Below are 22,069 nucleotides of genomic sequence, written 5' to 3' on the forward strand. Positions count from 1 at the left end.
GTGCCGAAGCGGCGACGGGGCGACCGGGCAGGAGCGGGTGGGGGGGTGGGGGGGGTGGGAAACGGCGAGGAGCGGAGGTGGTCATGGGGTGGGGGGTGGGGGGTGGGGGGGTGGGGGGGTGGGGGGTGGGGGGTGGGAAACGGCGAGGAGCGGAGGTGGTCATGGGGTGGGGGGCCATAGGGGGGCGGTGGGATGTGTGGGTTGGGCACATGGGCCGGGGGGCGTGGGGTTCCTACCTTGTGGCGACACCGTCCCCCCGTTCCCCTGGACCTGGAAGTGGTGACCATGAACGCCCCTGCACGTGGTTCGGCGGCGCCCAGTTCACTCCCCCGAGTGGTGGCCGCGAGTCTGATCGGCACGACGATCGAGTGGTACGACTACTTCTTGTACGGAACGGCGGCGGCGCTGGTGTTCGGGAAGCTGTTCTTCCCGCACAGCGATCCGCTGACCGGGACGCTGCTGTCGTTCCTGACCTACGCCATCGGGTTCGCGGCGCGGCCGGTCGGGGCCCTGGTGTTCGGGCACTTCGGGGACCGGGTGGGGCGGAAGAAGCTGCTGGTGGTGAGCCTGCTGCTGATGGGCGGCTCGACCACGGCGATCGGGTTGCTGCCGACGTACGACTCGGTCGGGGTGGCGGCGCCGGTGCTGCTGACGGCGCTTCGGCTGGTGCAGGGGTTCGCGCTCGGCGGGGAGTGGGGCGGGGCGGTGCTGCTGGTGTCGGAGCACGGGGACCAGCGGCGGCGGGGGTTCTGGGCGTCGTGGCCGCAGGGCGGGGCGCCGGCCGGGAACCTGTTGGCGGCGGGGGTGTTGTCGCTGATGACGGCGGTGCAGTCGGAGAGCGCGTTCCTGGCCTGGGGGTGGCGGGTGCCGTTCCTGCTGTCGGCGGTGCTGGTCGGGGTCGGGATGTGGATCCGGCTGGCGGTGGAGGAGTCACCGCTGTTCCAGCAGGCGGCAGCGAGGCGGAAGAGCCGGCCGGAGGCCGAACAGGCGCCGCTGGTCGGGGTGTTGAGGCACCACTGGCGGGAGGTGCTGGTGGCGATGGGGGCCCGGATGGCGGAGAACATCTCGTACTACGTCATGACCACCTTCGTGCTGACCTACGCCGTGACCCACGCCCACTTCGACAAGCAGAGCGCGCTGAACGCCGTACTGATCGCCAGCGCCGTGCAGTTCGCGCTGATCCCGCTCTTCGGGGCGCTGTCGGACCGGGTCGGGCGCAAGCCGGTGTACCTGGTGGGCGCGGCCGGGGTCGGGGTGTGGGCGTTCGTGTTCTTCGGGATGGTGGACACCCACTCGTTCGGGCAGTTGGTCGTCGCGGTGACGGTCGGCCTGGTGTTCCACAGCGCGATGTACGCGCCCCAGGCGGCCTTCTTCTCGGAGCTGTTCGCGACCCGGCTGCGGTACTCGGGGGCCTCGATCGGCGCCCAGTTCGCCTCGGTGGCGGCCGGCGCGCCCGCGCCGCTGATCGCCACCGCGCTGCTCAAGGACTACGGGAGCGCCACGCCGATCTCGGTGTACGTGGCGATCGCGGCGGCGATCACCGTACTGGCGGTGCTGTGCGGGCGGGAGACCAGGGGGCAGGACCTCGCGGAGGTCGACGAACGGTCGCCGGAGGGACGGGCGGTGGACGGCGGCGCGGTGGACGGCGGCGCGGTCGGAAAGCCTGCTGTCACCTGAGGTTCGAGCCGATAGCATCGCGAGTTCTCGGCACCGACGGATCCGACGCCGATTGGCGGCCCGCACCATGAACCACCCCGGATGAACCACCCCGACGAGAGTGCCGCGCCCGCACTGCGGCAGCTGCTCGACCTGCTCGCCTCCGGCGCCGCCACCGAGGACTTCGCCGAGGTGCTGGCCGGCGCCCGCCGCCGCGGGGCGCCGGCCGGCGTCCTCGCCGAGCTCGACGACGCCACCTGGCAGGCCCTGCGGGTGCACCGCACGCTGCGTCAACACCGGCGCCGCGAGGCCGAGTTGACGGCCCTGTTCGACACTGCCGGGGACCTCGCCGCCTCCCGGGACCTGGACGCCGTGCTACAGGCGATCGTCCGCCGGGCCCGGCTGCTGCTCGGCACCGACACCGCGTACCTGACCCTGCCGGACGAGGCCGCCGGCGACACCTACATGCGGGTCACCGACGGCTCGGTCTCCGTCCTGTTCCAGACCCTGCGGCTCAGCCTCGGCGACGGCCTGGGCGGGCTGGTCGCGCAGACCGCCCGCCCGTACGCCACCCCCGACTACCGCGCCGACGAACGCTTCCACCACACCGGCACGATCGACGCGGGCGTGCTGGACGAGGGCCTGGTGGCGATCATCGGCGTGCCGCTGCTGCTCGGCGGGGAGGTCATCGGCGTCCTGTTCGCCGCCGACCGCTCACCGCGCGCCTTCTCCCCCGACGAGGTCGCGCTGCTCTGCACCCTGGCCGCGCACGCCGCGATCGCCCTGGACACCGCCAAGGCACTGGCCGACACCCGGGCCGCACTGGCCGAGCTGAACGCCGCCAACGAACTGGTCCGGGCCCACTCCGCCGCCGTCCAGCGCGCCGAACAGGCGCACGACCGGCTCACCGACCTGGTGCTGCGCGGCGCCGAGGTGCCGGACGTGGCCGCCGCCGTCGCCCACCTGCTGGACGGGGAGATAACCGTCCTGGACGCCGAGGGCGAGCCGCTGGCCGGACGGCCCGCCGCCGCGGCCGAACTCGCCGGGGCGATGGCCGCCTCCCGGGCCGAGGGCCGGTCCGTACGGCACGGCGGGCTGTGGGTGTGCGCCGCGCTGGCCGGGCACGACGCGCTCGGCACCCTGGTGCTGCGCGGCCGGCCCGACCTGGACGACGCCGACCGCCGGCTGTTCGAACGGGCCGGTGTGGTGACGGCGCTGCTCCTGCTGCTGCGCCGCTCGGTGGCGGAGACCGAGAACCGGGTCCGCGGCGAACTGCTCACCGACCTGCTCACCGCCCCCGACCGCGACCCGGCCGGGCTCACCGCGCGCGGCCGCCGGCTCGGGGTCGACCTCGCCCGCCCCCACCTGGTGCTGGCCGCCGAGCCCGCCGACGGCGACGGCGACGACCGGGGACGGCTGGCCGGCGCGGCCCGGCGGTACCTGTTCGGCTCCCGCGGCGTCAGCGCCGAGCACGGCGAGGCGGTGGTGCTGCTGGTGCCCGTCGCCCCGGGCGGCACCGACGACCCCGAGGAGACCGCCCGCCGGGCCGCCGAACGGCTGGCCCGGCTGGCGGGCTTCGCGGTCACCGTCGGCGCCGGCCGCCCCGCCGCCGGACCGGCCGCGCTGGCCGCCTCGTACACCGAGGGCCTGCGCTGCGTACGCGCCCTGCGGGTGCTCGGCCGCGCCGGCGAGGGCGCCTCGGCCCGGGCGCTCGGTTTCCTCGGGGTGCTGCTCGGCGACGGCCACGACGTGGACGGCTTCGTCGGCGCCACGCTCGGCCCGCTGCTCGCCTACGACGCCCGGCGCGGCACCGAACTGGTCCGCACCCTGCGCGCCTACTTCGACTGCGGGGGCAGCCTGACCCGCGCCAAGGACGAGCTGCACGTCCACGTGAACACGGTGGTGCAGCGGCTGGACCGGGTCGAGGCGCTGCTCGGGCGGGACTGGAACCAGCCGGAGCGGTCGCTGGAGCTGCAGCTGGCGCTGCGGTTGCAGCTGCTTTCGGGCCCGGGCTCGGACCCGGGCTCGGGCGGCTGAACGGGGAGGCCGAACGGGTGGCGCGGGCGTGGGCGTACAGTGGCGAGGTTGGTCTCGAACGCCTGGCAAGGAGCGGCAGCGGTGAGCGAGAACGTACGTTTCGTTCGAATGGGCATAGGCGAGCACGTCGTCCCGTACGAGGAGGCGTGGGAGGAACAGCAGCGACTGCACGCGCTGCGGGTCGCGGACGAGATCCCCGACACCGTGCTGCTGCTGGAGCACCCGCCCGTCTACACCATGGGCAAGCGCACCAACCCCGCCGACCTGCCGCTGGACGGCACCCCGGTGGTCGAGGTCAACCGGGGCGGCGAGATCACCTGGCACGGCCCCGGCCAGCTGGTCGGCTACCCGATCATCAAGCTCCCCGACCCGATCGACGTGATCGCGTACGTCCGTCGGCTGGAGGAGGCGCTGATCCGCGCCGCCGCCGACTTCGGCGTCGGGACCACCCGGGTCGAGGGCCGCAGCGGGGTCTGGGTGCTCGGCGAGAACATCCCGGACGCCGTGGTGGACCCGGCCGAGGTGGTCGACATCGGCAAGCTGACCCTGCGGATGGGCCTGCCGCTGGGCATCGACCCGCGGCTGGCCGGCCCCGAGTACGCGCCGTCCAACGCCGGGCAGCGCGGCGGCGACCGCAAGCTCGCCGCGATCGGCGTACGGGTCGCCCGCGGGGTGACCATGCACGGCTTCGCGCTGAACTGCGACCCCGAGATGACGTACTTCGACAAGATCGTGCCCTGCGGGATCCGGGACGCGGGCGTCGCCTCGCTGGCCGGCGAGCTGCGCCGCGACTTCCCGGTGGGCGAGGCGCTGCCGGCCGTCGAGCGGCACCTCCGGGACGTGTTCGCCGAGCTGCCGGAGCCGGCGCCCAGCCGCGCGCCCAGCCCCTCGCTCGGTGGCTGAAGTCCTCCGGAGTCTTCCAGGAGCACGCTGGAATCCCCCCAGCCACTGGGAATCTACTGGCCGGTAGCCGCGTTGCCCTGCGATTGCAGGGCGGCAGGCCCGGCGAAGGCCGTACAACCACAGGCGTACCCTGGGGGTACCCCGTCTAGTTCTAGGAGTCGCACGTGTCCGCTGTCGCGCCCGACGGCAGGAAGCTGCTCCGCCTGGAGGTCCGCAACAGCGAGACCCCCATCGAGCGGAAGCCCGAGTGGATCAAGACCCGCGCGAAGATGGGGCCGGAGTACAACGCCCTCCAGTCGCTGGTGAAGAAGGAGGGACTGCACACGGTCTGCCAGGAGGCCGGCTGTCCCAACATCTTCGAGTGCTGGGAGGACCGCGAGGCGACCTTCCTCATCGGCGGTGACCAGTGCACCCGCCGCTGCGACTTCTGCCAGATCGACACCGGCAAGCCCGCCGAGTTCGACCGCGACGAGCCCCGCCGGGTCGCCGAGTCCATCGTCACCATGGACCTCAACTACGCCACCATCACCGGCGTCGCCCGCGACGACCTGGAGGACGGCGGCTCGTGGCTGTACGCCGAGACCGTCCGCCAGGTGCACGCGATGACCGCCGAGCGCGCGGCCGGCCGCACCGGCGTCGAGCTGCTCATCCCCGACTTCAACGCGGTGCCCGAGCAGCTGGCCGAGGTCTTCTCCTCCCGCCCCGAGGTGCTCGCCCACAACGTCGAGACCGTCCCGCGCATCTTCAAGCGGATCCGCCCGGCCTTCCGCTACGAGCGCTCCCTGGACGTCATCACCCAGGCCCGCGCCGCCGGGCTGGTCACCAAGTCCAACCTGATCCTGGGCATGGGCGAGACCCGCGAGGAGGTCAGCCAGGCGCTGGCCGACCTGGTCGGGGCCGGCTGCGAGCTGATCACCATCACCCAGTACCTGCGGCCCTCGCTGCGCCACCACCCGGTGGAGCGCTGGGTGAAGCCCCAGGAGTTCGTCGAGCTCCAGGAGGAGGCCGAGGAGCTGGGCTTCGCCGGCGTCATGTCGGGCCCGCTGGTGCGCTCCTCGTACCGGGCCGGCCGGCTGTACCGGCAGGCGCTGGAGAAGCGCGCGCAGGCCGCGGTCTGACCTCGGGACCGGTTCGAGCCATTCGAGCCGATTGAGCCATCGGAAGGGCGGAGCCACGGCTCCGCCCTTCCGGGTTTCACCGCGCTTTGACTGCCTGGTCACGGGCTGGTAACACGGGGTGGGGACGATGGACGCCTGGTGGGCGTTCGATTGTTCTCAGCCACGAGTCTCGGCCCCGAGTCTTCTCAGCCACGAGGGGAGCTGTTCGGCATGCGGATGCGGATCCGGTCGGTGGGGGCGGCGCTGCGGTTCGCCGAGAGCGTCCTGCTGGCCCCCGGCCAGCAACACGCTCGGCGCAACGCCTGGGCGGCGGTGTGCGAGAACCGCCGGTACGCGGCGGACCGCCGGCACGACGCCCCGGCGGTCGGGCCCTCCGCCACGACGGGGGCACACTCCGTACGACCGTGAGGCTCCGCCGTCGCTGTGCGCGACGGTGCGCGGGCACACGGGTCACGGTTCGGGCGAACGGGTACCCGGGCTTGGATATCCCGTACCCGTGCCACGTACCATGAGCGTTATGGCGAGGGAAACATCCGAGAACCCCGGACGGCTGAAGCAGATCCGTCTGGCGTACACCATGACCAAGAAGGTCGACACCAAGATCGGCCTGATCATCGCCGGCGTCGGCCTGCTGACCTTCGGCGTGTTCCTCGCCATCGGCTTCGCAATCGACCATCCCATCTACCTGGGCATCCTGGGCTTCATCGTGGCCGTCCTGGCCATGGCGATCGTCTTCGGGCGCCGGGCCGAACGCGCCGCGTTCGGACAGATGGAGGGACAGCCGGGCGCCGTAGCTGCGGTGCTGAACAACATCCGGCGCGGCTGGAGCTCCAGCTCCACCCCGGTCGCGGTCACCCGTAACCAGGACGCGGTCTACCGCGCCGTGGGCCGGGCCGGCATCGCGCTGATCGGCGAGGGCAACCCCAACCGGGTGCGCCAGCTGCTGGCCTCCGAGAAGAAGAAGATGGCCCGTGTGGTCGGCGACGTGCCGGTCCACGACATCGTGGTGGGCACCGGGGAGGGTGAGATCCCGCTGAAGAAGCTGCAGATCCACCTGATGCGCCTGCCCCGTGCCATCACCGCCGCCCAGGTCACCGAGACCAACGACCGCCTGCGCGCGCTGGGCGACCTGCTCTCCAAGGCGCCGATCCCCAAGGGCCCGATGCCCAAGGGTGCCCGGATGCCCAAGGGCGGCCAGGTCCGCTGACTCTCCCCCGCCCCTGACGACCCAGAACGGCCCCGCCCCGGATCTCCGGAGCGGGGCCGTTCGGCGTTCGGGGGCGGGGCTGGATCCGACCTCTGGATCCGGACCTCTAGATCCGGACCTCGACGGTGCCGACGGCCTTGTCGTGCAGGCCCCGGGTGTCCCGGTCCCAGACCAGCGGCGGCACCACCAGGCACAGCAGCACGGTGCGCAGCAGGACCTGCGGGATGGTCGCGCGGCGCCCGTCCAGGCGGACCACCCGGAGGCCGAACAGCCGCTTGCCGAGGGTCGTGCCGGTGGTGGCGAGCAGGACGACCGCGACCAGGAAGAAGAGCGGGAGGGTCCACAGGTTGGCCTCGGCCGCGTCGCCCTTGGCGAGCAGGCCGTAGGAGACCAGCGAGACCAGCCAGCCGTCCACGAACACGGCGCCGATCCGTCGGCCGGGGCCGGCGATCGAGCCGGGGCCCTCCTTGGGCAGTCCGAGGCGCTCGCCGCGGTAGCCGAAGTCGGCACCCATCTTCTCGGCGGCCGCCTTGGGGCCGTCGATCCACGATCCCAACGCTTCTCTGGTGTCCACGAATCCACACTAACCGGGCTCACGCCCCGGACCGGCACCGGCTCCCCTCCCGGCGGGGCGCGGGGCGGGGTCCGGGACGGGCGCGCGGCGGGCGCGGACCCGGCCCGGACCCGGCCCGATCGGGGCCGGATCGAGGCCGGATCGGGGTCGGATCGAGGCCGGATCGGGGTCGGGTCCACGACCGGGTGAATCCCGCTCACCGGGCTTACAAGTGGTCCAGACCACTCATCGGAGGACCCCCAGGTCAGCGGGGCGATTTGCCCCGTCCCGTAGGCCTTTGTCGCCCGTTCGGCGGTCGCGGTTAACATCTAGGAAACGAGTGGGTCACCGGCCGGAAACGCCCCATTCCTAGGGTGAGCCCAATTCGCACGCCGAGGAGGATGGATGTTCAACAACGCCACCGAAGTGAAGCAGTTCATTCAGGACAACGACGTGAAGTTCGTCGATGTCCGGTTCTGCGATCTGCCCGGCGTCCTGCAGCACTTCTCCGTACCCGCGGCGACCTTCGACCCGTCCGAGACCCTGATGTTCGACGGCTCGTCGATCCGCGGCTTCCAGGCCATCCACGAGTCCGACATGGCCCTCGTGCCGGACCTGGCCACCGCCCGCCTCGACCCCTTCCGGGCCGAGAAGCACCTGAACATCAACTTCTTCATCCAGGACCCGGTCACCGGCGAGGCCTACAGCCGCGACCCGCGCAACGTCGCCAAGAAGGCCGAGGCCTACCTCGCCTCCTCCGGCATCGCCGACACCGCCTTCTTCGGGCCCGAGGCCGAGTTCTACGTCTTCGACTCGGTGCGGTTCGACACCAGCGCCAACGCGTCCTTCTACCACATCGACTCGGAGGCCGGCGCCTGGAACAGCGGCGCCGCCGAGGGCGACGCGCGCGGCTACAAGGTCAAGTACAAGGGCGGCTACTTCCCCGTCCCGCCGGTCGACCACTTCGCCGACCTGCGCGCCGAGATGTCCCTGGAGCTGGCCAAGGCCGGCCTGGAGGTCGAGCGCCAGCACCACGAGGTCGGCACGGCCGGCCAGGCCGAGATCAACTACAAGTTCAACACCCTGCTGCACGCGGCCGACGACCTGATGCTGTTCAAGTACATCATCAAGAACGTCGCCTGGCGGGCCGGGAAGACGGCCACCTTCATGCCGAAGCCGATCTTCGGCGACAACGGCTCGGGCATGCACGTCCACCAGTCGCTGTGGACCGAGGGCTCCCCGCTCTTCTACGACGAGCAGGGCTACGCCGGCCTCTCCGACACCGCCCGCTACTACATCGGCGGCCTGCTCCGGCACGCCCCCTCGCTGCTGGCCTTCACCAACCCCTCGGTGAACTCCTACCACCGCCTGGTCCCCGGCTTCGAGGCGCCCGTGAACCTGGTCTACTCCCAGCGCAACCGCTCGGCCGCGATCCGCATCCCGATCACCGGCTCCAACGCCAAGGCCAAGCGCATCGAGTTCCGCGCCCCGGACCCGTCCTCCAACCCGTACCTGGCCTTCTCCGCCATGCTGATGGCCGGCCTCGACGGCATCCGCAACAAGATCGAGCCCCTGGAGCCGGTCGACAAGGACCTCTACGAGCTCGCCCCGGAGGAGCACGCCAACGTCCCCCAGGTCCCGTCCTCCCTCCCCGCCGTCCTCGAGGCCCTCGAAGCCGACCACGAGTACCTCCTGGCCGGCAACGTCTTCACCCCGGACCTGATCGAGACCTGGATCGACTTCAAGCGCACCAACGAGATCGCCCCGATCGCCCTCCGCCCCCACCCGCACGAGTTCGAGCTCTACTACGACCTGTAGGAGTTCCTCTGAGCTGCGGAAGACGCAGTTCGGTTTTCCGGCGTTTCCGCAGGTCAGCACCTCGCTGACCTGCGGAAACGTCGGCTGGCCGAGCCGCGTCGACTGCTCTGGGGCTCGCGAGCGGATCTGCGTCGCCCGGGTTGCACACCGGGAGGCCGTGGTCGGGCTCAGTCGAGCGGCATCTCGGCCCAGATGGTTTTGCCGGTGAGGCCGTGTCGGGTGCCCCAGCGGTGGGCCATCTGGGCGACGAGCATCAGGCCGCGGCCGCCCTCCTCCCAGTCACGGGCGCGGCGCAGGTGCGGGGCGGTGCTGCTGGCGTCCGAGACCTCGCAGATCAGGACCTGGTCGCGGATCAGGCGCAAGGTGATCGGCGGGGCCGCGTAGCGGATCGCGTTGGTCACCAGCTCGCTGACGATCAGTTCCATCGGATAGATCTGGTCGCTCGCGCCCCACTCGGACAGCCGTTTCGAGACCGCCTTGCGGGCGGCAGCGACCGCGGACGGGGCGGACGGGACCTCCCAGGTGGCGACCCGGTCGTCGTCCAAGGCGCGGGTGCGCGCGATGACCAGGGCGACATCGTCACGGGGACGCCCCGCCACCAGGTCGTCGACGACCGCGTCGCAGGCGTCTTCCAACGACGGCCCGGTGCGTGCGAGCACCCGGCACAGCCGTTGGTACCCCTCGTCGACGTCGCGCTCGCGGGTCTCGATCAGACCGTTGGAGAACAGCGCCACCAGGCTGCCTTCGGTCAGTTCCACCACCGTCGCCTCGAAGGGCAGCCCGCCGACGCCGAGCGGCGGGCCGATCGACATCCTGGCGGCCTCCGGCGTGCCCCCGGGCGGCACGATCACCGGCGGCGGATGCCCGGCACTGGCCATCGTGCACGTCCGGGACACCGGATCGTAGATGGCGTAGCAGCAGGTGGCTCCGATCTCGCCGACCTCCCCACTGGCCCCGGCCTCCGACGACAGCCGTACCACGAGGTCGTCCAGTCTGGTCAGCAGCTCGTCCGGCGCCAGGTCCACGTCCGAGAGCGTGCGCACGGCGGTGCGCAGCCGGCCCATGGTCGCGGTGGCGCGGATGCCGTGGCCCACGACGTCGCCGACGACCAGGGCGATACGGGCACCGGAGAGTGGGATCAGGTCGAACCAGTCACCGCCGATCCCCGAGCGTGTCGACGCCGGGATGTACCGGGAGGCCGCCTCCATCGCCGCCTGCTCCGGCATGCGCTGCGGCAGGAGGCTGTGTTGCAGGGAGAGTGCGGTCTCACGCTCACGGGTGTACCGGCGGGCGTTGTCGATCGCGACGGCGGCTCTGGCGGCCAGCTCATCGGCCAGTAGGAGATCGTCCCGCCCGAACCGTTCCATGCGGTCGGCGCGGCTGCGGCGGTAGAACACGGCGACCCCGAGCGTCACCCCGCGGGCGCGCAACGGCACCGCCATCATCGAGTGGTAGCCCTGGTCCCGGATGATCGCGGCGCGGCGCTTGTCCACTTCCATCCAGTGGACGAATTCGGGGTCCTCGGCGTTGCAGAGCACTCCGGCGCCCGTCGCGAGCGCGCGCGCCGGCGGTGAGAACTCCGGATAGCTGTCGGTGGTACCGATCTCCAACACGGTCGGCAGCCGCGTGCCCGGGGCGAAGCGGTGCACGATCCGCCGGAGCATCACACTGCCGGAGAGCTCACCGTCAGTCGGTTCGATGTCGGCTTCGAGGGCGGTGAGCAGGTCGACGCTGGCGAAATCCGCGAGCTCGGGGACCGTCACCTCCAGCAGCTCGCGCGCGGTTCGGCCGAGATCCAGCGTGCTGCCGATCCTGCTGGCGGCCTCATTGAGCAGCACCAGGCGCTTGCGCGCCCAGAACTGCTCGGTCATGTCCCGGGCGACCAGGGCGACACCGTGCACCGTGCCGTCGGTGTCCTTCAAGGGGGCGAAGTCGACGGACCACGCGTGGATCCGGCGCTGGCCCCCGGTGCGCTGGAAGCTCTCCAGGTGCACCGGCTCGCCGCTCTCCAGCGCGCGGCGCAGTCCGTCGGCGAGCTTGACGGCCTGCGGCTGGGTGGTGATGTCGAGGATGCCCAGGCCGCGCACCGCGCTGTCCGGCAGGCCGACGACGGGGACCATGGCCTGGTTGGAGCGGCGGTACCTGAGCTGCGCGTCGTACAGCGAGACCGAGCAGCGCGGCAACTGCTCCAAGGCCCACCGTGCGAGGTCCTCGTCCTCGGGCCGGGGATCCGACCCCGTCAGCGCGCAGACGACGCGCCAGCTGTCCAGCGCGTCAGGTCCGTCAGGCGCGTCAGGCGGTGCTCCGTCGCGCGCCACGCCGTGGTGCGCGACCACGGTCACATCCACCCGCCGCCCGTCGCGGTGCCGTAAGACGAGCGGACCGCTCAGCCGTTCCGGGTTCCGGGCCATGGCCTGTCGTACGTCCTCGTGGGTGACGGGCTCAAGCAGCAGGTCCGCCGCAGGCCGGCCCACGACCTCGTCGGCGCGATAGCCCAGTAGCCGCTCGGCGTCGGCATTCCAGCGTGTCACGTAGCCGTGACCATCGACGATCGCCACCGCCGTGCCCGTTTCGCTGCCGCCCCGTGGGGTCGGCCGACCCTTTGGAAGGCGCCCATCCTGGTTCGTCACGGAATGATCACTCACAGAATCGCGGGAGCACCAGCCTAGCCCGGCCGGTCGACCAGCAACAACAGCACCGAAAGGGGCGCCGGGGAGCGCGCCGCTCCCCGGCGCCGGTGGGGGCGGGGTGGGGTTATTCGGGGGTGAGGGCCAGGAGGGCGAGGTCGTCGGCGAGGAGGCCGGCGTATTGGTGGACGTCCTGGGCGAGGAAGGAGACCACGCGGTCGGGGGTGGAGTTGCCGAGGGCGGCGAGGCGGGGGGCGAGGGGGTAGAAGGCGCCGGTGGCGTCGCGGGCCTCGCTGACGCCGTCGGTGTAGAGGAGGACGGTGTGGCCCGGGGGGAGGGCGACGGTGGTCGGCTTGGCGGGTTCGTCCTCGGGGCGGAGGTGGCCGAGGCCGAGCGGGAGGTCGTCGGCGCAGGCCACCGGGGTGATGGTGCCCCGGGCGAGCAGGAGGGGGGTGGTGTGGCCGCGGTTGACGAACTCCACGCAGTCGGAGCCCGCGCGGTACTGGAGCAGGACGGCGGTGACGAACAGCTCGTCGTCGCCGCGGTCGGCCGCGTCGCGCAGCACGGCGCGGTCCAGTTGGTCGGCGAGCTCGACCAGGCCCGGGGTGTCGTGGGCGGCCGCCCGGAAGGCGCCGAGCACGTCGGCGACGGTGCGGACCGCGCCGAGACCCTTGCCGCGGACGTCGCCGAGCAGTACCCGGACGCCGAAGCGGGTGTCGCACACCTCGTAGAGGTCCCCGCCGACCAGCACCTCGGCCTGCGCCGGGCGGTACAGCCCGGCCACCCGCAGGCCGCCGGCGCGCTCCGGCACCGGGCGCAGCACCGTGCGCTGGAGGGTCTCGGCGACCGTACGGGCCTGCAACAGGTTGCGGTTCTGCCGGGTGCGCTGCCAGGACAGGGCGGTGCCCATCACCCCGGACAGTGCGGTGGCGATGTAGACCCAGACGTGGTGCTGCTCGTTGATGTGGCCCGCGCGCAGGGCCAGCAGCAGCTGGAGGGTCAGGGCCCCGCCCGTGGTGGCGGCGGTCAGCACCGGGCCGTAGCTGAACGCGGCCACCACGGGCAGGGCGGTGAGCAGGAAGCCGGCGGCCACCGCGTCCGGTACGACGGCCTCGGCGACCAGGTCCAGGACCAGCAGGAGCACCGGCAGCCAGAGCACCCAGCGCGGCGCCCGGGGCTGCACGAGCGCGAGCTGCGGCGGGCGGCGGCGGGGCGCTGACACGGCGGGGACCTCCTGGCTGACCGGCCCTGGGTGTTTGGCCAGGAATGACCGGATTCGTCCCTCCATGCTCCCCCACGAACGGCCCGGTCACGAATGGCCGAACGTCCCGGATTCCGGCGGGGGTGGATTAGAGGGGATCAGGGCGGCGCGGCCCCGAACGGGAGGTCACCGGACCGTCACCGGCAGCGTCTCGTAGCCGCGCAGCACCAGGCGGTCACGCCGGGTCGGCACGCCGCCCTGGGCGAGCCGGGGGAAGCGGTCCAGCAGGGCGGACACCGCGAGCTCGCCCTCCAGCCGGGCCAGCTGGGAGCCCAGGCAGAAGTGGGTGCCGCCGCCGAAGCTGAGCGGCTGGCTGTCGGTGCGGGACGGGTCGAACACCCCCGGCCGGTCGTACCGGGCCGGATCGTGGTTGGCGGCGCCGATCAGCAGGGTCAGCCCGCTGTCGACCGGGACGGGCAGGCCCTCGATCGACAGGCCCGCCTCCAGGGCGACCCGCCCGGTGGCCTGGACCGGGGAGTCGAAGCGCAGCACCTCGTCGGTGAACCCGGCCGGGGTGACGGCCCCGTTGCGCAGCCCGGCCGCCACCCCGGGGTGGCGGAACAGCAGGGCGAGGCCGTTGCCGAGCAGGTTGGTGGTGGTCTCGAAGCCGGCCACCAGCAGCAGCACCAGGTTGGCCAGCAGCTCGGCGCCGGAGAGCCGCTCGCCGTCCGCGGCGGCGATCCGGGCCAGGTCGCTGACCAGGTCGTCCTGCGGGCGGGCCAGCCGTTCGGCGATCAGAGCCGTGAAGTAGTCGGACAGCTCGTCGGCGGCCCGGTCGGCCTCCGCCAGGTCGTCGTAGTCCGAGACGATCTCCAGGGCGACGGTCAGGTCGGAGGCGAGGTCGCGGAAGCGGTAGCGGTCCTGCTCGGGGACGCCGAGCAGCTCGCAGATCACCCCGACCGGCAGCCGGAAGGCGAAGGCGTCCATGAAGTCGACCGGGGAACCGTCGGCGCCCTGCTCGGCCATCCCGTCCAGCAGCCGGTCGACCGCCGCCTCCACCGCCGGGCGCAGTGCGGCGACCCGGCGGGCGGTGAACACCGAGGCGATCAGCGAACGGACCCGGGGCTGGTCGGGGGCGTTGCGCTGGAGGATCGAGCGGCCGAACAGGGCGAGCGAGGAGTGCCCGGCGAACTCCGGGGCGAGGCCGGCCATCATGTCGGCGGTCGCGACGCCGAAGGCGGGCGTGCGGAGCACCTTGTTGACCGCCGCGTAGCCGCTCACCACGAACATCCCGTCCCCCGCCCCGGTCACCGGGCCGAGCTGGTGCGCCCTGGCGTAGAGCGGGTACGGGTCGGTCCTGACCTCCGTGGTCATCAGCTGCTCGATGATCGCGGCGCCGTCCATGTGGTGCTCCCCTCCGATGTCCTGCTTCCTGGTTCGTGAACCACGGGCGGGCGCACCGGAGTTCCCGGCGCCGACGGACCCGGGCGGCGTCGACGGGGCCGGGGGCGGGCGGAAGCGCGGATAGGCTGGTCGGCATGGAGATCTGGATCAACCCGCGTTGTGGCAAGTGCCGGACGGCGCTCAATGAGCTGAACGCCGCCGGGGCGAAGTACACCGTGCGGCGCTACCTGGAGGACCCGCCGACCGCGGCCGAGCTGGAGCAGGTGCTGGAGCGCCTGGGCCTGGAGCCGTGGGACATCACCCGCACCGACGAGCCGATCGCCAAGGAGCTGGGGATGAAGGGGTGGCCCCGGGAGGCGGACGAGCGGGTGCGCTGGATCGCGGCGATGGCCGAGCACCCCGTGCTGATCCAGCGCCCGATCATCACCGCGGACGACGGGCACGCCGTCGTGGCCCGGACTCCCGAGGTGCTCAAGTCGGTTCTGCCGTAGGGCCCGTTCCCGGCGGGCCGGCAGGCCGGTCGGTGTCGGTGTCAGTGGAGCTGGGTCTTCTCCACCGGCCGGCCCGGGTGCCAGTTGAGGACCCACAGGGCGTCGCCGTCCAGGCTGGTGTGCACCACCTGCTGGAGGTCCAGCCGGAAGAGGTGGAACGGGGTGGGCGGCGGCTCCGGCAGGTCGGCCGCGAAGGCGGCGAGCTCGTTCTCGTCGGTGACCTCCACCGCGCGGCCGGAGAGCTTGGAGTCCCCGCCGGCCATGGTCTCGTCGCCCGGGTGGGCGTGCAGCGCGAAGCGGGCGTCCCGCTGGAGGTCGCGGGCCTTGACCGCGCCGTACATCGACCCGAGCCAGGCGTCGGCGCCGACGAAGTCGACCTCCGACCCGCTCACCCGGGGTGAACCGTCCTTGCGCAGCGTCGCCAGGACGTGGTGCTTGTTGGCCTCGAAGCGGGCCCGGACCAGGGCCGCGAGTTCGGGTGCCTCGTGCTCGAAATCCTGCCAGGTAGCCATGGCGCCAGTCTGGCACCCGGCACCGACAGCCGCCGGGTGCGAGACGGCCGCCGGGAACGGGACGACCGCCGGGTGCGGGACGGAGTCGGTGGCGGCGGGGTGCGGCCGGCGGGCGTTGTCGGTGGGCAGTGCCAGACTGGCGGGGTGACCACCACGTACATCGCGTTCCTGCGCGCCATCAACGTCGGCGGCCGGACGGTGAAGATGGAGCGGCTGCGGGCGCTCTTCGCCGAGCTGGGGCTGGAGGACGTCCGCTCGTACATCCAGAGCGGGAACGTCTTCTTCCGGACCGATGAGCCGGACCGCGCCGCGCTGACCGCACGGATCGAGGCGCACCTGGAGCAGGCGCTCGGCTACCCGGTGCCGGTGCTGCTGCGGACGGTCGACGAGGTGGCCGGGCTGCTCGCCGCCGAGCCGTTCCGGGGCGTCGAGGTCACCCCGGACGTCCGGCTGGTGATCGCCTTCCTCTCCGAGCCGCTGCCGGCCGAACTCGCCCTCCCGCACCGCTCGGCGAAGGGCGACGTCGAGGTGCTCGGCGCCGATCCGGGCGCCGCGTACATCGTGGTCCACCTGCGGGACGGCAAGTGGGTCACCAAGGAGATGTTCGGCAAGCAGTACCGGGGGGCGGTGACCTCCCGGTTCTTTCACACCACGGAGAAGATCCTGGCGGCCGCCCGGAAGGGCTGACGGTCCGTCCGCCGAGCCGGAACCCCGCAGGTGGGCGCGCTGGAACCGCGCGGGTGAAGGGGGCGTCTGTCGCTCAGTGAGGTACGAACCCTGCGCCGGACCGCGGCGTGATCTGGACAGTCGAAGCCCGTCGATCCGACAATCGGGCCATGACGCAGCCTGAGCTCCCCACCGGCGCCGTCCGGCCCTCCGACGCCGAACGGGACCAGGCGCTCGGGCTGCTCCGGGACGGCGCGGGCAGCGGCCGGCTGTCGCACGACACCTTCCTCGGCCGGATGGACATCGTCCTCCAGGCCACCAGCCGCGACGAGTTGGACGCGGCGGTGGCCGGGCTGCCCACCGGCGGGCCGGTCGAGCGCCTGGTGCTGCGGACGGTCGGCCGGGTCTCCGCCTTCGGCGCCCGGCTGAACCGGGCCTGGCGCACCGAGCGGCTGCCCGGGCTGAGCCTGCCGCACACCGGGGCGGGACTGCTGACCATCGGCCGGCTCCCCGGCTCGGGGCTGCGGCTGCACGACGCCTCCGTCTCCCGGCACCACGCCGAACTGCGGCACGAGAACGGCGGTTGGGTGCTGTACGACCTCGGGTCGACCAACGGCACCCATGTGAACGGGCGGCGGGTCGCGGGCGGGATCCCGGTCCGGCCGGGCGACCAAGTACGGTTCGGGAACCTGGAGTTCCGGCTCGCGCCGCACTGAGCCACTCCCCCGCTCCCCCGCTCCCCCGCTCCCCCGGTCAGTGCGGGAACGGCCGGGGCGGTCGCCGGCTGGGCAGTTCGTCCCGGAACTCCTCGATGAGGGTGGCGATCTGGCGGGTCACCACGGTGTCCTCCAACCGGTCCAGGTAGCGGTTCTCGGCGGCCAGCGCCTCGACCGTGACACCGAAGTAGAGCGTCATCAGCGGATTGACGAAGAGCTCCGCGCCCTTGGTCCGCTCGGTGAACTGGACGTCGCCGAACTCGCCGCGCAGCGCCGCCGCCACCGAGCCGTTGACGATGCTGGGGTGCTTCGGGAACGCCGCCCGGGCGTGCTCGACGGCGTCCAGGTACAGCGCCCCCTCCCGGCTGCCGCGCGGGATGGAGAAGGCGCCGAGGTAGCCGCCGGCCCGGTCGATCGCGGCGAGGTTCTCCAGCACCAGGGCGTGGTTGACGCCGTGGTGGGCGTCGATGCCGAAGCCCAGGCAGGCGACCAGCCGTTCCGGCACCTCCGACAGGCCCGCCACCGCGCCGAGGCTCGCCATGTCCTCCTCGGGGGTGCCGAGTCCGGTCTCGTCGCCGCGCATCAGGATGTCGGTGCCGCCGTCCACCAGCAGGATCGCGTCCACGCCCAGGTGGGCGACGAGTCTGCGGTAGGCCTCGCGCAGCAGCCGGACGCCGACCGTCGGGAAGGCCCACACGGTGTCGGGCATCCCGTGCAGCCGCAGCCAGCGGGCCAGCGTGCGCTCCGGGAAGTAGCCCTCGGGGGCGGGGGTGTCCGGCCCGATCCTGGCCACGTCGGGCTCGTGCCAGACCTCGCCCGGCAGGCCGTAGAGGTGGGTGAAGGAGAGGTTGGCCAGGTGCACCTCCTTGCCGGCGGCCCGCAGGGCGAGGGCGATCGGCAGTCCGGCGTAGACGTCGAAGCCGCCGCCGGCCCCGGCGATCAGGATCCGCTCGGCGGCCAGCAGACGGGTGATCAACGGGGGTTGCAGCAGAGAAGTCATCGCCGGACGGTAGCGCACCGGTGGGGACCGCGGGACGGGATTGTCAGTGGCGGGTGCGAGGATGCGGGCATGACCCAGGACACGGCGCTCACCCACGACGTGCTGCTCGAAGCCCAGGAGCGGGCACGCGAGTTGATCCGGTGCGGCTTCCAGGAGCCGGACGAGATAGCCGAGTCCCTGGTCGAGGTCCTCGACGACCAGGGGCTGACGCAGGAGGAGGCGGAGCGGATCGTCGCTCCGCTGTGGGAGGAACGGCTGGCCGAGCAGGCCCATTGGCCGGAGTTCACGGACGTGGACCGGCTGGGGGACGCCTTCGACCTGCTGGAGGATCAGGGCATCGTCGCGGCAATGGACTTCACCTGCTGCGCCGGCTGCGGCTACGCGGAGATCGGCGGCGAGGCGGACGAGGACTCCCGGGGCTTCGTCTTCTTCCACCAGCAGGACACCGAGGCGGCCGCGGCCGGGCGCGGGCTGATGCTGCGCTACGGCGGCTTCCGCACCGGGGAGGAGCCGGAGGAGTCGGACGAGGCGAACGAGGCGGCGGAGCGGCGGACGGTGGAGATCGGCCGGGCCGTGGTGGCCGCGGTGGAGTCGGTCGGCCTCCCGGTGGAGTGGGACGGGTCGCCGCACACGGCGATCCGGGTCGCTCCGCTGGAGTGGCTCAACCGCCTGCCGGAGTAGGGCCGGTACGGGCCCCGGGCCGGATGGCCGCCCTGGCCGTCCGGCCTGATCTTCCGGTCCCGCCCTGCCCGGTCCTGCCCGGTCCTGCCCTGCCCGGTCTCGTGCCCGGCATATGTCAGGAGCACGTGCCACGCGCGTAGATCGACGGCCCGCGAAAGGGCCCGGCGCTCAGTCGACCAGGCTCCCCAGCTCGCCGCCGGCCGCGCCGGCCACCGGGCCCCAGAGCGGCGCGGTGCAGCGCTGGTAGGTCGCCTGCCAGTGCGGCCAGTTGCGGGCCACGTCGTCGTCGCACTCGGCCAGCAGCCGCTCGACCAGCACCGGGTCGACCCCGTCCAGCAGCCAGGCCAGCGCGTCCGCCGTGCCCGGGCCGTCCGCCCCGCGCAGCAGGTCGAGCAGTTCGGCGAGGCCGCCGAGCCGGGAGTTGTCGGCGACCACCCGCTCCATCCGGGGCAGCAGCTGGCGCTCCTCGATCCGCAGGTGGGTCTCCAGCCGGGCGGCCAGGTCCTCCATGGCGTAGGCGACCGGCCAGGCGCTGCCGGTGTCCCGGCTGGCGATCCGGACCAGCGTGGTGACCCGGGTGAACGAGTGGTCCAGGTTGTGGTGGTCGGCCTCCAGCCAGTTGAGCAGCAGGCGCAGCTCGGGTGCGAAGCGCCGCACGATCGGCCAGATCCGGGTGTCCTGCTGCTCGTGGTGGCAGGTCAGCATCGCGGTCATGAAGGTCCAGTGGCGCAGGATCGCCTCGCCCTTGTCCTCCTCGTCGGGCTGGAGCAGGCGCAGCGCGTTGGGCAGCCGCGCGAGGTCCCGGCGGAGCGCGGCGTGCACCAGCCGCAGTCCGGCGAACCGGACGGTGACCGGCTCCTCGTCCGTGGCCGGCCCGTACGCGTCCGCACCCCGGGGGTCGACTCCGGGCTCCGCCTGGGCGGGGACGGAGACGGCGGGCGGGGGCAGCAGGTGGATCGGCATGGCACTCTCTTCACGACTGGGTGAGGGCGGACGGGGCGGCCGGTGAGGACCGCCCCATCCAAGGTGCTCGCAGTCGATCAGAAGCGAATCAATGTCCGATTGACGCGCAGGTCACGGGCCTGCGCGGGGGTGGGGCCGGGGCGGGGGCGGCTGCTGCGGCCACCCCTCCCCGAGGGCCCGGATCAGTCCGAGGCCGGTCCCGCCAGGTTGGCGCTGAGCCACTGCAGGGTGTCCGGGATCATCTTCTTGAAGTCCGAGGTCAGGTGCTTGCCGCCGGGCTGCTCGTAGTACTGGATGGTCACCGGGGCGACGGCCTTGGCCACCCAGCTCTTGACCAGGTCCTTCTCGTAGCCGTTGGCCCCGCCGGCGGTGACGTACATCTTCACGTCGGCCTTGCCCTGGGTGATGAGCAGGTTGGGGTTGTTGGCCGCCTTCTCGGCGTCGTGGCCCTTCCACAGCCCGGAGTCGGGGATGAAGTAGCCGTCGATCGGCACGGCGGCCTTGTAGACGTCCGGGTACTGCAGGGCCATCTTGGCGCTGCAGAAGCCGCCGGTGGAGGCGCCCATCACGCCCCAGCTGTCGCGGCCCTGGAGGGTGCGGAAGTTGGCGCGGACCCAGGCCGGGATGTCCTCGGCCATCCAGGTGCCCATCTTCGGCTGGCCCGGGATGTCGGAGCAGTCCAGCGCGTTCTTCTCGTCGCTGTTGAAGTTCTGCACCGGCATGATCATGATGAACGGGTGGGCCTTGCCCTGCTTGACCAGCTGCTCGTCCACCTCCTGGATCGGCAGCTGGTTGTCGGTCCAGGTGTTGTAGCCGTTGCTCTGGCCGCCCGCGTAGAGGGTCAGCACCGGGAAGCCGGTCTTGGCGTACTTGGGGTCGTTGTACTCGGGCGGCAGCCAGACCCAGACCTGGCCGGTGACGCCGGACTTCGCGCCGGTCACCTTGGTCATCATGATCGGGCCGGCGCCGGTGTCCCGGACCTTGTTGAGGCTGGCGGCCGGGCCGGTGGGCATCAGCACCTTGCCGTTGGCCGGGGTGGGCTGCTCGGCGGTGGGCGTCCCGGGGACGGCGCTGCCCGTGGCGCTCGGGCTGCCCGGGCCGCCGGTCGCAGCCGGGGTGCCGTCGGCCGAGGAGCTGTTGCCCTTCCCGCCGTCGGACCCTCCGCAGGCCGCGAGCGAGGCGGCCAGGGTGAGCACGGCGGCGCCGGTCAGGACGGCACGGGAACGGGACGACTGCCTAAGCACGGTGAGGACTCTCCGACCGATGTCGCGCCCGGTCCGTCTGACCGGGCGGCGGCCCCCCGGTGGGGCCGGACAGGCCCGGGGTCGCGGGCGCTGTGCGGTCCCCGGAGCGATGGTGCGCCGTCCTTCGCGGAGGCGCGCCTTCCTGCGATCTTATGACGTGGCCCGGGGTCGGCCGGTTGCGAGGTGGCCACCGGAAATCCAATGTTTGTTCGCGATCAGGTAAAGGCCTTCACCACGCCCGCCGGACGACGGGGGCCGTACGGCGGGGGGCACAGTCGCCGGGCCGCCCGGCCGTCCGGATTTTGGGCGCTTTGCCCAGTGACGGCGGCCCGCGCGTCCGGAACGATCGCCTCAGCACGCTCCCCGGCGGCGCCCGGGCAGAGTGTGACCGTACCGGTACCGAGCCACCGAGCCACCGAGGAGAGCGTCATGCTCGAACAGATCGCCGTCGTCACCGGAGCCGGGAGCGGCGTCGGCCGGGCCGTCGCGGTGGAGCTGGCCGCGGCCGGCTGGCGGCTGGTGCTGGCCGGCCGCCGGGCCGAGCAGCTGCGCGGGACGGCCGACGCCTTCCCGGCGGGTGTGCTGCCCGCCACGGTGGCGCCGACCGACGTCACCGACCCGGTCGCGGTGGACGCGCTGTTCGCGACGGCCGTCGAGCGGCACGGCCGGGTGGACCTGCTGTTCAACAACGCCGGGACCTTCGGCCCGGCCGTCCCGGTCGAGGAACTGTCGGTCGAGGACTGGCGGGCCGTGGTCGACCTCAATCTGACCGGTGCCTTCCTCTGCGCCCGGGCCGCCTTCCGGCAGATGAAGGCCCAGTCCCCGCAGGGCGGCCGGATCATCAACAACGGCTCGATCTCCGCGCACGTCCCGCGCCCGCAGTCGATCGCCTACACCGCGACGAAGCACGCGGTCACCGGCCTGACCAAGTCGCTCTCCCTGGACGGCCGCCCGTACCGGATCGCCTGCGGCCAGATCGACATCGGCAACGCGGCCACCGACATGACGGCCGCGATGGGCACGGGGGTGCGGCAGGCGGACGGCCGGATCGCGCCGGAGCCGACCATGGACGTGGCGGACGTGGCCCGCACCGTCCGGCACATGGCCGCGCTGCCGCTGGAGGCCAATGTGCAGTTCGCCACGGTGATGGCGACGGCCATGCCGTACGTCGGGCGCGGCTAGCCCGAATCCCCCGATGGCGCCACCCCCTCCCGGGAGGTTCGAAGCGGCACGGCCGCTCACCGAGGGACCCCCGTCAGCCGTGGGCTGACG

Annotated in this window: 20 protein-coding genes; 12 read left to right on the forward strand and 8 right to left on the reverse strand. The window is 72.6% G+C overall.

The window, feature by feature from the left end; all coding sequences use genetic code 11:
- Positions 1-285 precede the first annotated feature (285 nt).
- The 6 genes from ACFVXG_RS15750 (at position 286) to ACFVXG_RS15775 (ending at position 6,921) form a co-directional block, all read left to right on the forward strand.
- The gene (locus ACFVXG_RS15750; protein ID WP_387927870.1) at positions 286-1,677 is read left to right on the forward strand and encodes an MFS transporter; all 1,392 of its coding nucleotides are present in this window, start codon (positions 286-288) and stop codon (positions 1,675-1,677) included.
- Between the two features lie 81 nt (positions 1,678-1,758).
- Positions 1,759-3,693, forward strand: coding sequence for a helix-turn-helix domain-containing protein (locus ACFVXG_RS15755; protein ID WP_387927872.1), 1,935 nt, complete (start codon positions 1,759-1,761; stop codon positions 3,691-3,693).
- A 108-nt stretch (positions 3,694-3,801) separates the two neighbouring features.
- A complete protein-coding gene (gene lipB, locus ACFVXG_RS15760) occupies positions 3,802-4,596 on the forward strand; it encodes a lipoyl(octanoyl) transferase LipB (protein ID WP_387928415.1) in 795 nt (264 codons plus the stop codon).
- A gap of 164 nt (positions 4,597-4,760) precedes the next feature.
- Positions 4,761-5,714 carry a lipoyl synthase gene (locus tag ACFVXG_RS15765; RefSeq protein WP_387927873.1) on the forward strand — a complete coding sequence of 318 codons (954 nt, stop codon included), beginning with the start codon at positions 4,761-4,763 and terminating at the stop codon, positions 5,712-5,714.
- A gap of 210 nt (positions 5,715-5,924) precedes the next feature.
- Positions 5,925-6,122 carry a hypothetical protein gene (locus ACFVXG_RS15770; protein ID WP_387927875.1) on the forward strand — a complete coding sequence of 66 codons (198 nt, stop codon included), beginning with the start codon at positions 5,925-5,927 and terminating at the stop codon, positions 6,120-6,122.
- A gap of 109 nt (positions 6,123-6,231) precedes the next feature.
- Positions 6,232-6,921: a DUF4191 domain-containing protein gene (locus tag ACFVXG_RS15775; RefSeq protein ID WP_350504592.1), complete on the forward strand. Its 690-nt coding sequence runs from the start codon at positions 6,232-6,234 to the stop codon at positions 6,919-6,921.
- A 106-nt stretch (positions 6,922-7,027) separates the two neighbouring features.
- Here ACFVXG_RS15775 and ACFVXG_RS15780 read toward each other — a convergent pair whose 3' ends face one another.
- The gene (locus ACFVXG_RS15780) at positions 7,028-7,495 is read right to left on the reverse strand and encodes an RDD family protein (RefSeq protein WP_387927877.1); all 468 of its coding nucleotides are present in this window, start codon (positions 7,493-7,495) and stop codon (positions 7,028-7,030) included.
- A 384-nt stretch (positions 7,496-7,879) separates the two neighbouring features.
- On the opposite strand from ACFVXG_RS15780, the gene glnA reads away from it, so the two are divergent.
- Entirely contained in the window at positions 7,880-9,292 is a 1,413-nt protein-coding gene (glnA, locus tag ACFVXG_RS15785) for a type I glutamate--ammonia ligase (RefSeq protein WP_387927878.1), read from the forward strand.
- A 167-nt stretch (positions 9,293-9,459) separates the two neighbouring features.
- Here the strand turns inward: glnA and ACFVXG_RS15790 are convergent, their stop codons facing one another.
- The 3 genes from ACFVXG_RS15790 to ACFVXG_RS15800 form a co-directional block, all read right to left on the reverse strand.
- Positions 9,460-11,937: a SpoIIE family protein phosphatase gene (locus ACFVXG_RS15790; RefSeq protein WP_387927880.1), complete on the reverse strand. Its 2,478-nt coding sequence runs from the start codon at positions 11,935-11,937 to the stop codon at positions 9,460-9,462.
- A gap of 109 nt (positions 11,938-12,046) precedes the next feature.
- Complete coding sequence (locus tag ACFVXG_RS15795; protein WP_387927882.1) at positions 12,047-13,141, reverse strand: PP2C family protein-serine/threonine phosphatase; 1,095 nt, start codon at positions 13,139-13,141, stop codon at positions 12,047-12,049.
- A gap of 165 nt (positions 13,142-13,306) precedes the next feature.
- Positions 13,307-14,524: a cytochrome P450 gene (locus ACFVXG_RS15800; RefSeq protein WP_387927883.1), complete on the reverse strand. Its 1,218-nt coding sequence runs from the start codon at positions 14,522-14,524 to the stop codon at positions 13,307-13,309.
- Positions 14,525-14,658: 134 nt separating this feature from the next.
- On the opposite strand from ACFVXG_RS15800, the gene ACFVXG_RS15805 reads away from it, so the two are divergent.
- Complete coding sequence (locus ACFVXG_RS15805) at positions 14,659-15,015, forward strand: arsenate reductase family protein (protein WP_387927884.1); 357 nt, start codon at positions 14,659-14,661, stop codon at positions 15,013-15,015.
- A 41-nt stretch (positions 15,016-15,056) separates the two neighbouring features.
- On the opposite strand, the gene ACFVXG_RS15810 is transcribed toward ACFVXG_RS15805, so the two are convergent.
- Positions 15,057-15,527 (reverse strand): pyridoxamine 5'-phosphate oxidase family protein, encoded by a 471-nt coding sequence (locus ACFVXG_RS15810; protein WP_387927886.1) that lies wholly within the window; start codon positions 15,525-15,527, stop codon positions 15,057-15,059.
- Positions 15,528-15,671: 144 nt separating this feature from the next.
- On the opposite strand from ACFVXG_RS15810, the gene ACFVXG_RS15815 reads away from it, so the two are divergent.
- Both ACFVXG_RS15815 and ACFVXG_RS15820 read left to right on the forward strand, forming a co-directional pair.
- Positions 15,672-16,214 carry a DUF1697 domain-containing protein gene (locus tag ACFVXG_RS15815; protein ID WP_387927888.1) on the forward strand — a complete coding sequence of 181 codons (543 nt, stop codon included), beginning with the start codon at positions 15,672-15,674 and terminating at the stop codon, positions 16,212-16,214.
- Positions 16,215-16,363: 149 nt separating this feature from the next.
- On the forward strand, positions 16,364-16,909 hold the full coding sequence (locus ACFVXG_RS15820) for a DUF1707 and FHA domain-containing protein (protein WP_350504601.1): 546 nt from the start codon (positions 16,364-16,366) through the stop codon (positions 16,907-16,909).
- Between the two features lie 37 nt (positions 16,910-16,946).
- Here ACFVXG_RS15820 and ACFVXG_RS15825 read toward each other — a convergent pair whose 3' ends face one another.
- Complete coding sequence (locus tag ACFVXG_RS15825; protein ID WP_387927890.1) at positions 16,947-17,909, reverse strand: DUF1152 domain-containing protein; 963 nt, start codon at positions 17,907-17,909, stop codon at positions 16,947-16,949.
- Positions 17,910-17,978: 69 nt separating this feature from the next.
- On the opposite strand from ACFVXG_RS15825, the gene ACFVXG_RS15830 reads away from it, so the two are divergent.
- The gene (locus ACFVXG_RS15830) at positions 17,979-18,590 is read left to right on the forward strand and encodes a DUF6891 domain-containing protein (protein WP_387927892.1); all 612 of its coding nucleotides are present in this window, start codon (positions 17,979-17,981) and stop codon (positions 18,588-18,590) included.
- Positions 18,591-18,758: 168 nt separating this feature from the next.
- Here ACFVXG_RS15830 and ACFVXG_RS15835 read toward each other — a convergent pair whose 3' ends face one another.
- Together ACFVXG_RS15835 and ACFVXG_RS15840 are read right to left on the reverse strand one after the other, a co-directional pair.
- On the reverse strand, positions 18,759-19,553 hold the full coding sequence (locus ACFVXG_RS15835; protein ID WP_387927894.1) for a hemerythrin domain-containing protein: 795 nt from the start codon (positions 19,551-19,553) through the stop codon (positions 18,759-18,761).
- 182 nt (positions 19,554-19,735) lie between these two features.
- Entirely contained in the window at positions 19,736-20,797 is a 1,062-nt protein-coding gene (locus ACFVXG_RS15840; RefSeq protein ID WP_387927895.1) for an alpha/beta hydrolase, read from the reverse strand.
- Between the two features lie 429 nt (positions 20,798-21,226).
- Between ACFVXG_RS15840 and ACFVXG_RS15845 the strand changes: the two genes are divergently transcribed.
- Entirely contained in the window at positions 21,227-21,979 is a 753-nt protein-coding gene (locus tag ACFVXG_RS15845) for an SDR family oxidoreductase (protein WP_387927897.1), read from the forward strand.
- Positions 21,980-22,069: the final 90 nt, after the last annotated feature.

Source organism: Kitasatospora sp. NPDC058162, from assembly GCF_042884005.1.
GTDB lineage: Bacteria > Actinomycetota > Actinomycetes > Streptomycetales > Streptomycetaceae > Kitasatospora.

Bases quoted from the DNA above. Each gene is read 5' to 3' on its own strand.
- ACFVXG_RS15810 (WP_387927886.1), bottom strand. From the start codon at position 15,527: ATGGCTACCTGGCAGGATTTCGAGCACGAGGCACCCGAACTCGCGGCC.
- ACFVXG_RS15770 (WP_387927875.1), top strand. From the start codon at position 5,925: ATGCGGATGCGGATCCGGTCGGTGGGGGCGGCGCTGCGGTTCGCCGAG.
- ACFVXG_RS15805 (WP_387927884.1), top strand. From the start codon at position 14,659: ATGGAGATCTGGATCAACCCGCGTTGTGGCAAGTGCCGGACGGCGCTC.
- ACFVXG_RS15845 (WP_387927897.1), top strand. From the start codon at position 21,227: ATGCTCGAACAGATCGCCGTCGTCACCGGAGCCGGGAGCGGCGTCGGC.
- ACFVXG_RS15825 (WP_387927890.1), bottom strand. From the start codon at position 17,909: ATGACTTCTCTGCTGCAACCCCCGTTGATCACCCGTCTGCTGGCCGCC.
- ACFVXG_RS15830 (WP_387927892.1), top strand. From the start codon at position 17,979: ATGACCCAGGACACGGCGCTCACCCACGACGTGCTGCTCGAAGCCCAG.
- ACFVXG_RS15835 (WP_387927894.1), bottom strand. From the start codon at position 19,553: ATGCCGATCCACCTGCTGCCCCCGCCCGCCGTCTCCGTCCCCGCCCAG.
- ACFVXG_RS15775 (WP_350504592.1), top strand. From the start codon at position 6,232: ATGGCGAGGGAAACATCCGAGAACCCCGGACGGCTGAAGCAGATCCGT.
- ACFVXG_RS15820 (WP_350504601.1), top strand. From the start codon at position 16,364: ATGACGCAGCCTGAGCTCCCCACCGGCGCCGTCCGGCCCTCCGACGCC.
- ACFVXG_RS15800 (WP_387927883.1), bottom strand. From the start codon at position 14,524: ATGGACGGCGCCGCGATCATCGAGCAGCTGATGACCACGGAGGTCAGG.
- lipB (WP_387928415.1), top strand. From the start codon at position 3,802: ATGGGCATAGGCGAGCACGTCGTCCCGTACGAGGAGGCGTGGGAGGAA.
- ACFVXG_RS15755 (WP_387927872.1), top strand. From the start codon at position 1,759: ATGAACCACCCCGACGAGAGTGCCGCGCCCGCACTGCGGCAGCTGCTC.
- glnA (WP_387927878.1), top strand. From the start codon at position 7,880: ATGTTCAACAACGCCACCGAAGTGAAGCAGTTCATTCAGGACAACGAC.
- ACFVXG_RS15750 (WP_387927870.1), top strand. From the start codon at position 286: ATGAACGCCCCTGCACGTGGTTCGGCGGCGCCCAGTTCACTCCCCCGA.